The organism is Paenibacillus septentrionalis, from assembly GCF_042659865.1.
Taxonomy (GTDB): Bacteria; Bacillota; Bacilli; order Paenibacillales; family Paenibacillaceae; genus Pristimantibacillus; species Pristimantibacillus septentrionalis.
Genome location: NZ_JBHSTE010000001.1, coordinates 1 through 14,372, shown reverse-complemented (window position 1 = coordinate 14,372; position 14,372 = coordinate 1). Strand labels below are relative to the sequence as shown.

Sequence of the window (14,372 nt, the reverse complement as noted above, 5' to 3'; positions counted from 1 at the left end):
AAGCTATCTGGTTAGACTATCAAGTTCATGATTGAAAATTATTAATTGGTGCTCTGAAATCGTTTATTTATTAGGATTTAACATTAAGACTTAGGATGGACTACCGTCTAAATCTAAAATAATTCTTTGGCCACAAAAATCAGGTAAATATTGTCGGATCATTTCTGATGCCTAACCATAACCTCTTGTTTCAAGCTCTCTAAGGTAATAAGGCCACGGTGGAATATTACTTCGATAGATATTTGTAGAGGAAGTGGACATGCCTCCGCCTATTTTCGGCTAACCATACAAGTTCTTGTCCTGAGCAATAGTGCATCCTCTGTATTAATTAATGTTCCGTCAATATCAAAAATTATCATTTTGTACACGATAGCACCTACTCTCTTATTAGAACGCCTCTTACCAATCTGCATAAAGGAAGTTTTGGCAATGTTTGATATTATTTTCTCATTCGGTAAATTTGTTTGTTCTCAATGATTCTAAGTGGCTGCGTCCATTCTTCGGTATCAGGTGTCGAATCTAAAGCATCCTCAACAGCCTGAAGCTTTGCATCTAGCGTATCAATATAATGCAGAGCAACTGCCTCAGGTATTTGCGGCTGCACCGGGCTGCCCCATTCTCCAAGATTGTGATGAGAAAGAATCAAGTGTTGAAGTAAAACGATTTTCTCATCCGAGGTATCCAACCCCAGAGCAATAGCTGCTTCAATAATCCAGTTTGCTGCTAGCGAAATATGCCCGAGCAGCTTTCCTTTAAAGCTATAGTCCTTTACAATGCCGAGTTCTGCGTCCATTTCCTCAGGTTTAGCTATGTCGTGCAGTATAATGCCCGCTTTGATTAGATCAGGATTAAGGAAAGGACGCTGTTTTACCACAAATTCTCCTAGCTCAAGCATTCGACAAATATGATAAGCTAGTCCGGCATAGTAAGCATGGTGCATTACCTTAGCAGCTGGATAATGCATAAGCCTTTCTTCTACCTTGCTGACACAGTACTCCACTACACGTCTAACTTCGCTGTCTTGAATGCTGACTGCAGTTTGCTTGATCATGTGTACTAGATCAATCGGTTGAATCGGAGCTGATCTGATAAAGTCTGTCAGGGTGTAACCATCCTCTTCAGTAGCCTTACGAATTCGATTAATCTTAATTTGAGGTTTGTCACGATACATTTGAACAAATCCCTGAACTTTCACTAGCATCATCGGGAAGTATGTCTCTTTATCGACAGGAGAAACATCCCAGAGCTTAGCTGGAATCTCTCCACTAGTATCAGCCAAGACAAAATCAAAATAATCTCTCGGAGGTGTTGAGTTGGTTTGCTTTATATCTGCTTTTTTCAACAAATAAAAGCCGATAAGTTCTTCACCTTCGGTAAATGTTTTAATCATATTCAATGTATTGTCGCTCCTTACAATGTGGTTTATGAGTTATTTTACAAAATAAAGATTATTACCTTCTCTAAGAAAGATGGTATCCGAGTATCCCCCATTGACAAGTATATATGTTGTTGACTTATCCAATAAAATATATAAATCCGAACTCTTGTAACAATACCTACAAACGATCTGTTAGTTTCAAATAAAGCTCGCAAAAAGCATCAGTACCTCAAATTGGCTTATGCAGCATGTAGTGTTTTTCTTGAATCTGTTGAATAATCTTAGGGTGAATGTAGGAGCGTCCGCTGGACCATTCTTCACTGTACTCGATGAGATAGCTAGTCACTAAGCGAAGTATGAATCCTGGTTGGGAAACACGCCTACGACATGAGTGCGTCTTCGGATTTCTTTATTCAATCGTTCAAGCAGATTGGTAGACGAAATCTTGCGGCTATCCATCTCCTCGAAGTTAAAGAATTGAAGCGTATCCTCCAACCCTTCCTCTAACGTTTGAATGGCAGCTGGGTGCTGTTTTTCTTCTCCATGAAGTGCTTCGCATAAGAAAGGGCAGCTTGGTAATCGGGTCGTAGCCAGATCTGTTTCAAACTAGCAGCGAACCGCTCTTTGTCACGACTTGGAACATGTGCGAGTACATTCCGCATCATATGCACCTTGCAACGTTGCCAAGAGCAGTCGAGGAACGATTCACGGATAGCCTTGGCAAGTCCTTTGTGAGCATCACTTACGACAAGCCAAACGTCCTGAACGCCTCTAGCCTTCAGCCCGTCAAATAAGGTTTTGTAGGTCGCTTCGGATTCTTCCAACATCGGCTCAATCGCTAGAATGTCACGCTAACCTTCTAGATCCATACCGATGACAACCTGTACCGCCATGTTCACGACACGGTGCCCATCACGAATTTTCTCATACAAGGCATCGACCCACAACACAGGATAGGTGTCTGCTAGTTGACGATTGCGGAAGGCTTCTACCTGCTCGTTGAGTTCCTTGGTGATGTGAGAGACTTGACTGTGTGAGATGGTTTCAATGTCTAATGAGCTTGCTAACTTCTTGATCTTTCGAGTGGATACGCCTTGAATATAGGCTTCTTGGATCACCTGAAGCAAGGCGGTTTCTGAACGTGATTTCTCCGTAACAAAGAACGGCACATAGCCTCCTTTCCGCAATTTCGGTACAAAGAGATACATCGTACCCATACGTGTGTCAAAACGTCGTAGACGGTAGCCTGAGCGATAGGCTTCCCGACTGTCGGTACGCTCTGATTTTTGAGCTTGTACTTTAGCAGTGACTTCCGCTTCCATCAGTTGCTCTCAGAGCCATTGTAGCATCGACAGCATGGGATCCTGCTCGGACATAAATTGCAATAGCATTTGTTCAAGGTTTCCATTAAAAGAGGGTAGGTCATCGGTTATCTCTCCTTCTGGTTTGCTGGACACTTACCATTTCGGAGGTACCGATGACTTTTCCTTTTTATTTTTGCGAACTTAATTGTACGTTATCAAGTACGAATTATAGTCGAAGGAATATAAAGTCCTAGACAGAAAAACCTGAACTAACGGGATTTATGAGGATTGAATATCGTCAGAATCCGAAAAATAATTTAATAAAAATGAAACAGCGGCGGACCGAGACTTGAAAAATAAAGTCTTAGACTGCCGCTTTCTTTGTGTAACTAACGTTCTTCGTTAGTCCAATTAGTTACTTGTGTTTTATTCATTAATCAAGCATTATCAAATACGTAAATTGACTGTATTGGAACAAGCATTTTGTCTAATACACTATAGTCATCCACTACATCCATTAATTCGAAACAAACTCCATGTATTCCAAAGATGAGATAAACATATTTCTTACCAAAATTGATTTCAACATCCCTGTATCGCCAATTTTCAGCAATATTACTACACATACAAAAACCTATGCCAAAAGCAGCGCCTCGGATACACTGTGTTTTAATTAAAGATCGATCATATACTATTTCTCATCCCCATAATTAGTAAATACGCTCTTGAAGGGAGAAACTGAATTGAGGATTGCTTGAAACGTCCCTATTTGAATAACTAGTATACCTTTCTACTCGAAAAAATTTGTCCTCAGTATCTTTATTTGTTAACGTTTTCTAAATTTCTTTGCCCCAGGTACGAAATCATTTCGGCACCATCTGACAAAGTTGTTGGAGTGGAGTAGGTACGTCTTAACTGTCTTTTCCTCAAGAATACCATCATGCTGCCTCTCCATAACCTCTTTCTCATACTGCTCAAACAATAACTCCAACTGCTTGATAAAATCTGGCGATGCCTTCATAGGTTCTGCCCTCCTCAGTATCTAGGTTCCTCGTTCATCTTCTCAATCTTTTCGGCTATTTCTTTAAGATCTTTTCGTCCTGTGCTATTCAACTCATAACTCAAAGTATTCAACTCATGCTTACTCAACACGAACTCTTTTTCGACTACCTTGTTAAGGAATCGGATCTTAAAATCTAGATCAGCGTAATGAGCGATTGACTTGAAGAAGTTATCCCTTGACCCAATCTTCTTTAGGACACTATTAAAGACCTCCGCACTAGAAAGCAGATGCTCTTGAAACAGCTTAAGGCTCGATGATATTGGCTTAAATCCATTCTTAATCAAAGCCTCGGCTGCTCGGGATGGGTAAGAATAACCTCCTGCGGTATAAATGGCATAGATCAACTCGAGATGGTCATCAAAGGTGATATGTTCAAAGATCGGTGTATCCCACTCCAATAACAGCTCGATACCCGCATTCTGGTCACTGAAATAGGGACTTTTAATTATTTCAATGATCTTACTAAAACAAATCCTGTGCAATTCATCTTCAACAAACTCTCTTGAAGGAGCAAGGTATTCTTTTAGTTTTGATGTGTTGGAGTAAGAACGAGTTCCATCCAGTCTAAACCTTAGTTGAGAAATTTCAATCATGAGTCGTTCTGCTTCAACATTAACCGCGAGGTCTAATCGTCTGAACAACATCGATGCAAAGTATAGCTGCTCTAGCGCTTCCTGCTCTGATGGATGTATCGAATGATCATGTGCTAATATATTCCGAACCCCCATTACTGCACCAGAAAATAACCACATCGCACCTTGTTGAGGGTCATCACCGCCAGCTACCTTAAGAATTGTTGCCCTTTCATTAGTTCCCTTTTTATTATTAATTGTAAAAGCTTTTTGCATTAGCTCTGTCCCATCATATTGCAGCCTACTTTTGTGCTTAACATCATTATCTAACGCTACATACGTATCGAGGACAGCTGAACGATAATGACCATCTTGGAAAAGCTTTTGTGCGACCCCCAAAACTCTCGGATGCAAACCATCCAACTTGTTTGGTTGAGCGGCGACTGGAGTCGATTCCTCGTTCACAGAAACTTGATGTGCTGGTGTTAAAGCTATTGGAACTGCAGGAGCTGCTTGATCCCTCAATAGCGTGTTTCCTTTTTCCGTTACCGTAAGCTGTGTAGGGAATTTTACCTCACCAGAAACTAAACCTTCTTCCACTAACGTCTGCATCATCATCAGGCTCGGTTGCTCTTCATTTACCTCAGGAAAGAATATGGAGTAATCCTTGCGATCAATCGCAACCGAATCACCCCAATATTTCGAAAGTCCCTGAAGGTTCTGCAGCGCTTTAAATTTTCGTTCCGGCACTGTAGGGAACTGATCGATGATTTGTTGAATGGAGAACCCATCTGTGCCACGTGGAGTCCCAATGAATAGTGTTGCTACCGGCTCTTTGTTGATCGTGCGGTATCGTGTGAATGCCGATACCTTCATCAACTGGGGCAGAAGTTTACGCTCACCGGGTAGATCCCCCAAGCATTCTCGGGTGATTTGGAAGTCACCACAACTTTGGCATTTTATCAGATAAACCTCTGACCTATCTCTCATTTGTACCGCTTCATTACCGCAAAGCGGACAAGGAATCTTCGACGTCATACAATCACTCCATACGTTGAATTCACATGCAATGTAATAAATAAATATTTACCATATAGTAACTTAACTCCTGCCCCGAAAGCATTTATTGCTTGATCGGAAGTAGCGCGTTATGAATGGGATGTCCACCAATATCATGATAGTCATTAATTCGAACGATTTCCCACCCAAATTTTTCCGCATTAGCTATATCTTCTTTTAAGATATTATTTTCGTGTATTGCTACACCTGCAAAGTAACGAGGTCTACTTAATGCTACATAAGCTAACTTTAAAGTATCCCTTATTAGTGGTTCAATATCAATTAGTTCAGGAATATATCTTCCTGTAAGGAAATTAATAATCTGTTGTATATCAGATATATCGTCCCGAATTGATTCGAGTAAAAGAGTAGAAAAATGCGTTTCCCCTTTTACCCCATGTATTGTATTTAATTCCACTTCAATATTTGAAGTATTATCTTGAAAAATATTTTGTGAAAGTTCATTGATGTTATTAGATTCTAATATATTAATAATCTTAAATCTTATAGTTTCCATATTACTTATATCTATTTCTGCTTCATAACTCTTGTTTAATATTTTTTTAATCAGGTTATTATGACTAGTAAATATACTATTTTTGATAGCTTCATCATCTATGCTCGTTTTAATGGACATTACCCACTGACTTAAATATGATTTTATTTCAATGTACTCTGATAAGTAATTGTCATTCAAAAAAGCTGTTAAGTTTTTCAAGTGTTTTTTGGGAAGGCTAGGGTCTTGATCGTCGTTTAATCTTAAGTCATCAGTTAATACACGATTGTAAACACTAGTTAGAGCTTGTAGTTCAGATTGTAGAGGTTTATTACTTTTAGTTCGTTGATAAGTATCATAATAACCTTCTAAACTATCATGATGATGACATACAGCAGCTACTTTCCCTTTAACTTGGTTTGAACTTAATTTTCTCTTTAATTCGCTAACTATTAAAGAATAAACTTTTAGGATCTCTTTTTTATTATGATCATTATAAATGAATAGGTGCGGAGAAAATGAATTAATTGAATTATTAGCCTTTAGGACTTTATATTCTTCAATACATGTAGTACGAAGAACTTTGGCAATGTTTTCTCCAAACCTGTTACTGTAGTTTATTTGAAGGGTATTTTCAAGACTAGGCATCCATGCATCTTCTTTACCATACAGACTATATAATGCTTGGTAAGAATCACCATACCACTGACAAATAATTTCGCTGTCATCAGTAAGCATTTTCAATGAATCAAATTGTTCAATACTAGTATCTTGGGCCTCGTCTATAAACATATACTTAAAACGTGATTGAAAAGCATTTTTAATTGCTTCTTTATTTTTTCTAATATACCAATGGGCTAATTGAATAGTATCAGAATGTCGTATAAACCCTTTATTAAACATTTGGTGAAAAGTTACAGGAACAGACTTATGATAATTGCTACCATCTCTCTTTTTGGAGATAATAGTTAGATTATTCTTATCATCGATTTTTATTTCTGTTCTATCAACTGCTGAGACTGGTGTATTAACACTCCAAAAAGTTGGTTTATTACGTTCAAAGAATTTACTGAAATACGCTTTATATTCATCATTTTCCATTAGGTAGTACTTATCCTTATTTGTGTATAGGTTGTATGCTTTTAAAGAAAAGAATGTGTTGAAAAAATCGTGAATTGTACCAATAAAGTGAGGATATGAAACATTACTAATTCCTAATTTGGCTAAAGAATTAATAATCTCTTCAACTGCGACATTAGTGTGTGTAATGATACAAATCCCTTTTTCTACTCTCTCATTAATGATTTTTTCTAAGAGCAATGCAATTTTTGCAGTTAGAACCGTAGTTTTACCGCTACCTGGACATGCCATAATATTAATCGATTTATCTGAATTTATTACAGCAATTTGTTCGTCTGAAAAGTTCCTTCCAGCTCCGAGCAAAGCTGATTCAACATTAATTCTATTTAACTCATTTATTAGCATTACTCGGTATCCCTCCTGTAACATGATAGATACTATTTCGTAAATAAGCTAAAGAGTCATCATATAACAAACTCTTTTTAGCTTTTTCTGAGTTTTTCTCATTCTGCAAGATAATAGCTAAATACTGTGCGGTGGTCGCTTTAGACACATTTTTTTTCAATAATGGTCTATATATTTGATACGCTCTTTCTTCGGGTGGTAAACTTAAAAGTGTTTGTGTATATTTTTCAAACTCTATAATTCTTTCATCAGGTGTTAATTTATTGTGTTGGATTGTGTATATTGCTTCAGCTAGCATCATATCTAGGCCACTTAATGCAATTTCGTATTCTAGTGTCCAATTTGATGCTAAATTTAGTTGTATATTTTCTTGTAGATCACCATACTTATCTTTTATAGACTTTTCTTTTGCAAGTTTTAGAAATTCAACTGTTTCTTCTGTTAGGTTCTCCTTTACAAGTTCTATTATTGAATTAAATGTACTGATTGAGACTTTGACATAGCTTTGAATTTCTTCTTTAAAACTAGACTTCGTTGCAAACGCTTGATATAACAAATGACTTATTTGTTCAGTCTCCACGCCTAATAGTTCAGCAACTTGTTCAAAATTTTCATTTTTAATGATATATATAACTGGTGTATTAGAATCATCATCATCACTTTTTCTCTTTTTATCTTGGTAATAAGTAATTGGTCGAACATCAAGATCAGTAACTACAGAAACTGGCATTGACATTTTCGCATACGGGAATTTGGTTATCCAAGAATCAGATCTAGAATATATATTTACATAACGCTTAAAAGCTGTATTTCCAATATTAACAATTGACACTCCGAATTTGTGTAATGGTCTATCTAACAATTCAGCAATTGTAGGAAGTAGTAAATTTTCTGCATCTCCTTCTACAAAGATAACACCTTTAGCGAAAAAGAGATTTGATTTTGTAGCATCTAAAAATCGTTCAAGAAATTCGTAGTCTTCTTTTTTTAGTTTAGTGTATTCAGGTCCCATAGGGTAAGCAATTCCATCATGTAATAATATATTATGATTTAACATAGTAGAGGCTGCTAAAATAGTACTATGAGTGCTTAATATAAATTGGCCTCCTATTCCTGAATCAGAATTTGCTTTTTGTTGTAAATATTTGATCAGTCTTAATTGAGCTTGAGGGTGAAGATGGGCTTCAATTTCTTCAATTAATGTCAGATTAGGTCCAATTGCTAATTCATTCTCATGTAATAGTAACTCAGCAGCAATAAATAACAAATTTAAACTACCTAAACCAGAGGGCACTTCTTCAAGCAATAAGCTTAGTTTTCTTAAAATATCATTTAATTTAACTGTTGTAATTTTAAACATTGAATTAGGTTCGGTTTGAGTTCCACTCGGTGCATTGAAAAATTCTTTTAAATATTGTAATAGTTGTGACTGAATCGTTTTTGATTGATTATCACTGTATGGCTTATTAAAAAATGCCTCCACTTCGGCATTAGCTTCTTCAAATGTAATTTCTAATTCATGCTTATTCGAAGGATTTTTCTTATAAAAAGCTGGATGACTTCTTAATATTTGAGCTAGTCTAGAGCGCACTCCTGGTTGAAGTTCACTTTCGGCGTTTCTTAAAGGTTTTAAGTACGTAGAACGCAGTATCTCTTTTGCCAATCCCTCAAGTCTCATTGCGGAAATCTCAGATCCTGCTTTGATGCTTTTTTCGATACGTTCAGGTAGACCAGCTTCTGCCTCTCTCTTTTTTGCTGTTAGTCTAACCTGTAACTCATAATTACCATTTTCGTCAAAAGTCAACCATTCTAAGAAGATACCAGCCTCTTGACTTGTTAGACCAGATAAGATACATTCAATTTTTAATTCAGTTGCACTAACTCCATCTTTATTCACATGAAAATCTTCTTCAGTTAGCCACAAATTATCGTCACTAGTTGTTCCAAGTGTAAATTTAATTGAATCAATTATTGCGGTTTTACCAGAATCATTTTCACCTATTAAAAGATTAAATGTTGGACTAAAATAAACCGTCAAGCCCGGTGCATTTTCCTCGCGAACTCCGTATTTTCTGAAATTCCAAATTCTCAGTTCTTTTAAATACATTTTTGTTCCTCAATTCTAAATATAATTTTATACAATAATAATAAAATTATCAGTGATAGATTAATTAAGATCGTATTTTGTTTTACTTTCCCTATTTTTATGTGATAGATTGTTAAGCTAATTGCGACAGCTCTTCCATAATCGCTTCGTAAGAAGTTTTCCAATTCAGACATTTGCGTGGTCAACGGTTGATTAAATCTAAAGCACATTCAAGTTCCGCTTGGTCTACGGTGTTTAAATCATATTTCTTAGGATAGAACTCTCGTAGCAGTCCATTTGCATTCTCGTTACTGCCTCTTTGCCAAGAAGAATACGGATCAGCAAAGTAGACCGTCAAACCATGCTCTTCTAGCAGATTTTCATGACAAGCGAACTCTTTACCACGATCTACCGTAGCGCTAAGCATAGGTAAGGTTAGTTCCTCTAAGACGGTAGCAACAGCTTGTTCCATGGATGAGGCTGAGCGGTCTGGCATCTTTACAGCATAGTAGTAGCGTGTTTTACGCTCGATAAAAGTAGCTAAACATCCTTTACTTTTACCACGGCTAGACACAACGGTATCAAGCTCCCAGTGACCAAATGTTTCACGCTGTTTCACTTCTCTAGGACGTTGCCTAATCGATAGTCCTAGATTAAAGCGACCTCTGGTTTCGCGCGGTTTTCTACGTTTACCTTTGTGTCTCAAGAAGATCGTGTTACCTTCGACTAACTTCCCTTCATAAATCCAACGGTAGATGGTTTTGAAGGATACAGCATGTTGTGGCTGCTCTAGCTTCAAACGACCTTCCATTTGTTCAAGAGACCATGTTGCTGCAAGGGCTTGAGTAAGATGATGTGCTCTAATCGGTGTGAATTTGCCTTTAGGCTAACTGTTCATACGTTTGTGATGATAGTCCTCTTGGGCATCAGTAGCCTCATAAGTAGAGGAAAGGCTAGTCATACGATTAAGCACAAGAAACCGTAGAATGGTGACGCCTAATATGAAGTGCTATAGCCCTAGCACTAAACCCTAATTGAAATAACGTTTCTATTTTAGTACGCTCGTTTATGGTAAGATGGGTATAGCTCATGACGAGCCCTCCTTGTAGATGGTGTGTGGTAACTTCATTCTACACGAGTTTTCGTCATGGGTTATTTTTTTAGGTGTCGCACTTCATATTACAATCTGTCATATCGATTAATTTTGTCGGAATGTAGCTTTTCAAAATTTGCGATAACATCCTTTATATCAATACCAGGAAACTTATCTTTTTTACTTTCATACCACGTCATGATTAATTCTTGTAGGTCAAATTGTTCTAACTGGGCTACTGTCATAGTTGCATTCTTTCCACCATGAACTACACTTATTGATGCAAAAACGTTGCCTTAGTGTTTTTATCAAATGAGTCAAAACGTTGATATTAATTGCTTCTATTAGAACCTTTTAATACTCGCTGAAGATGGCTTTCTGTTACATTACTAGGTTTTTCAATAAAAAACTCTAACTCTTTTTGCTTTGAATTTATTATTAACTTCTCATAGACCAAAAAATCATTAGGGCTAAAATAAATCCCACCTCTTACGTTTTTCCAACCATATTTGCTCATACAATCTAATGTCACTTTATTTTCCATTTTAGTTGCCTCAGTTTCAGTGCATATCCCAACATCAATTACATCAGTGGCTTGTATAACAAAGTCCAAGCAGCTCCATGTTTTTTTCCATGCTTTATAAATCTCTTCTATATGTTATCTGTTGCCCCTATGTAGTATTTACCCTCTGATAATTCAAGAATATAAACCCATCTTTGTGTTAGTTCAAAGCTAAACATAATTAAATACTCTCCATCGTTATAATACATTTACTTCTAATATAGAATTACTTTAATTTAAAAATGTTCTGTTTCGGTAATATGTAGAATTTATTAAGTAAACCTCTCAAATTGTGCCTTCAACCATGTGCTTCATTTTGTAGAGAGACATATGTTTCAAGTGCAATAATTCTTTCTATCAGCTCAGATTTCGTGTATATTTGGTAGCGCACTCTCACCTTTGTAATGTCTCTATCTAACTTGAACCTTAGGAATTCATTTGTTTCTAGTTGTTTCACTTTGCTTTTGAAATGTTTTTTTGAAGTGTTAGTGACAAAGAAGCGTATGCGACGTTGTATTAATATGGTGTTATCATATGTGAGTTCCTTCTTCAAGTAACATTTGTTAGTTAAATTGATCATATAAAGACATATCCCTCAGCATATGATTTACATATCGATTTCGATTTAATTCAAGTAATTCATCTACTTTCTGCTGGCAATATATATAGGTATCTATCTGAAAGCCTGTTAAATCAGATATTATTGATTGGTTAACCCCTTTTCGTATCATTTTAATAATTGCATATTTAGCTAAGCCCGTTTGTGTAAAAGAATTTATCATTTCTTTCTCATCAGGATTCAATATTAAATAATCACTTCTAATCTTATCTAAGTAACCTTTTATGAAGTTATATGATATTTGACCTCCATTTGTGGTTACAAATAGGAAACTACTACTAAAGTTGAAATTGTTTCGCATTTCTATATACTTCTCAATATATTTATGCAATTTATATGGTATTTCTATCTGTAGCAATCTTTTAGGTTGATTTTGGTAAGTTATTTCAAGCTTTCTTTCATCCAGATGGTAATCTGTAACTTCAATCCTCTTAATATTATCAAAGCTGAAACCATATAAAAGATAAAATTGAATTAGCAATTTATATTGCATCTTTGTGAAGGTTTCTTCTTTGTCATTCATCAGATGATTAATTATATAGTTTGCTTGATCTTCATTTATCTCAGGACGACTTTGACGGGGATTAAGGTGCATACCTCTAGATTCTGCTATTTTCTCAATTTCCTTACTTAATGAAGTAAATGGCCTAATCGATATTAAATTCTGATTAGGATAGTTAATATATATCTCCTCATCGAAAAACCTATTAAGTACAATTAAAAAATCGTCTATGGCTGACTTGCTTCTTACATTTGTGTTCTTCTCAATATAGTAAAGTGTACTTTGAATAATATCATTACGAGTTATTTCATACTTTAAGACATTCTCCAAATCGGATTCTGACTTTTTCTTTATGAGATATGGTACAAAATAATCTCGAATTTTTGGAATGTACATATCATATTTAGATTTAGTTAGGCCATTACCAAAATTATTTACCAAATTCATTATTTCTTGTATTTTCATTTTTTCACCATATTTCTTATTAGGTTTCGTAAGTGACAAAGCAACACAGTGACCAAGTCAAAGCCGTCGAGTAATTATTATGTTAGCTGTTGTCATTTCCCTCTTGAGATACTTCTTTCAAGAAATCTTCACAATTTATTCTCATTGGCTTCATTGTTGAATATGAGAATAATCTATCATCTGAAACGATTACAAAGTCCTCATCTCGTAAATAAAGTAAATGTTCTAAGTCAATACTGTCGTTCTTGCCAGCAGGCATCATTTTACGACTCCTATGCCAGTAATAAAAATTCCTACCCAAAATATATGCTACGAGTTGTTTTCCATCATATTTTAGCATTGCATTCTTAAGCTCGGATTCTTTAAAATTAATATTGCATACCTTCAGTACTTCCACGAGCATTTCTCTTTCAATCATTCGATTAGGTTCCTTTTCTGGATCATGGACTAAGTCCTCAATACTAACATTATAATACTCAGGACATCTTACTCTTTCTTCTTCTATTCTTTTTAAATTAATATGATTCTCTCTTATAGTGGAAGTTGCTATATTCTGATTCACGTACTTTCGCTCACTCATATAGTGTTTTACGTTTTCAACATCAATATCATATAACTCACTTAATTTTTGAGCATATTGCTGATAGTTATCACAAGATATTACAAGATTAACTTGTTCCCAAAGTAATTTCTTTTCTTCGATTACAATAGGTAAATTTGAAATATCTACTTGGAATGCAATCGAAATGCATTCAATTGGTAAATAAGGGTATAATTTTAAACCTGAAGATTTAAGTTTTAGTAATAATGTTCTTCTCTTATGATATTGTTCTTCATTTATTCCCCATATTATCTCTTGATAGGCAAGTAATGACGTTGTAACGTCTACATTACCAACAAATAAATGAATTTTGTTAACCAATGAGTATAAAACATTAGTTTCTAAATAATATCTTTTTCTCATAATTATTTATATCTCACTCCTGTTCACAAGAAACACAATATGTCATTTAATTATTTGTAATCTTTAATAAATTGATTAAAACACATTTCTGGGGTTTAACTAATCTTTTCAATAGCCCTTAATAAATTCTCTTCAACTGTTTCACCTAACGTTGTTATATTCACGTACCCTCACTGGCTTAAGGGGCGCTAGCCCCGGGTCCAAATGACTTAACCAATGAAGGTGTCAGCTGAATCCGATTCTTCGAAATGCTTCTGCAGACCAAGTGCCTCCAGGCCCACCGTATGAATACGGCATTAAGTGGTGTATCATCCCTCTTAGCATTTACTAAAATAAAGATCCTATATATCCCCCGAGTATTAAGGTAATTCCAGTCCATAATAATCCTATCAACCAATTATCTTTAATCATTTCAGCAATACCTTGTGGGCTTATTCCATAAATATCATAGAATTTAGAGTTGTTCTTCAAAGATCCACTCGCTGTTCTTTCCAATATTGTTTGTAAGCAATCGACTTTCCTTAACGTTGATTGGTGAAGCTTGACGTATTCCTTATCATCAAATGCTTTTGCTTCAGCAGATCCATCTAACATATCCTTATCTGTTATACTATTAAATTCGATCAGCTTTTGAAATCTTGGATGCCCTATGGATAGGTTACACTAAGTTGGACAAAAATTATGTGGGCTAGTAGACTGAGATTAATATCTAGAAGGAGCGTTT

At 35.7% G+C, this 14,372-nt stretch carries 9 protein-coding genes and 2 pseudogenes; all 11 read right to left on the bottom strand.

The window, feature by feature from the left end; translation table 11 throughout:
• Positions 1 to 439: 439 nt before the first annotated feature.
• On the bottom strand, positions 440 to 1,396 hold the full coding sequence (locus ACFP56_RS00055; RefSeq protein WP_379229751.1) for a 3'-5' exoribonuclease YhaM family protein: 957 nt from the start codon (positions 1,394 to 1,396) through the stop codon (positions 440 to 442).
• A gap of 211 nt (positions 1,397 to 1,607) precedes the next feature.
• Positions 1,608 to 2,769, bottom strand: a pseudogene (locus tag ACFP56_RS00050) (IS256 family transposase).
• Between the two features lie 739 nt (positions 2,770 to 3,508).
• A complete protein-coding gene (locus ACFP56_RS00045) occupies positions 3,509 to 3,703 on the bottom strand; it encodes a hypothetical protein (protein ID WP_379229749.1) in 195 nt (64 codons plus the stop codon).
• Between the two features lie 14 nt (positions 3,704 to 3,717).
• Entirely contained in the window at positions 3,718 to 5,355 is a 1,638-nt protein-coding gene (locus tag ACFP56_RS00040) for a TIGR02391 family protein (protein WP_379229747.1), read from the bottom strand.
• An 85-nt stretch (positions 5,356 to 5,440) separates the two neighbouring features.
• Positions 5,441 to 7,357, bottom strand: a complete 1,917-nt coding sequence (locus tag ACFP56_RS00035) for a UvrD-helicase domain-containing protein (RefSeq protein ID WP_379229745.1) — start codon at positions 7,355 to 7,357, stop codon at positions 5,441 to 5,443.
• A complete protein-coding gene (locus ACFP56_RS00030; RefSeq protein WP_379229742.1) occupies positions 7,344 to 9,464 on the bottom strand; it encodes an AAA family ATPase in 2,121 nt (706 codons plus the stop codon). Before ACFP56_RS00030 ends, ACFP56_RS00035 begins: the two co-directional genes overlap by 14 nt.
• A gap of 112 nt (positions 9,465 to 9,576) precedes the next feature.
• Positions 9,577 to 10,534, bottom strand: a pseudogene (locus ACFP56_RS00025) (IS30 family transposase).
• Positions 10,535 to 10,867: 333 nt separating this feature from the next.
• Positions 10,868 to 11,080, bottom strand: a complete 213-nt coding sequence (locus tag ACFP56_RS00020) for a hypothetical protein (RefSeq protein WP_379229740.1) — start codon at positions 11,078 to 11,080, stop codon at positions 10,868 to 10,870.
• Positions 11,081 to 11,661: 581 nt separating this feature from the next.
• Positions 11,662 to 12,684 (bottom strand): tyrosine-type recombinase/integrase, encoded by a 1,023-nt coding sequence (locus ACFP56_RS00015; protein WP_379229737.1) that lies wholly within the window; start codon positions 12,682 to 12,684, stop codon positions 11,662 to 11,664.
• 82 nt (positions 12,685 to 12,766) lie between these two features.
• On the bottom strand, positions 12,767 to 13,648 hold the full coding sequence (locus ACFP56_RS00010) for a hypothetical protein (protein WP_379229735.1): 882 nt from the start codon (positions 13,646 to 13,648) through the stop codon (positions 12,767 to 12,769).
• A gap of 327 nt (positions 13,649 to 13,975) precedes the next feature.
• Entirely contained in the window at positions 13,976 to 14,242 is a 267-nt protein-coding gene (locus ACFP56_RS00005; RefSeq protein WP_379229733.1) for a hypothetical protein, read from the bottom strand.
• Between the last annotated feature and the right edge of the window lie 130 nt (positions 14,243 to 14,372).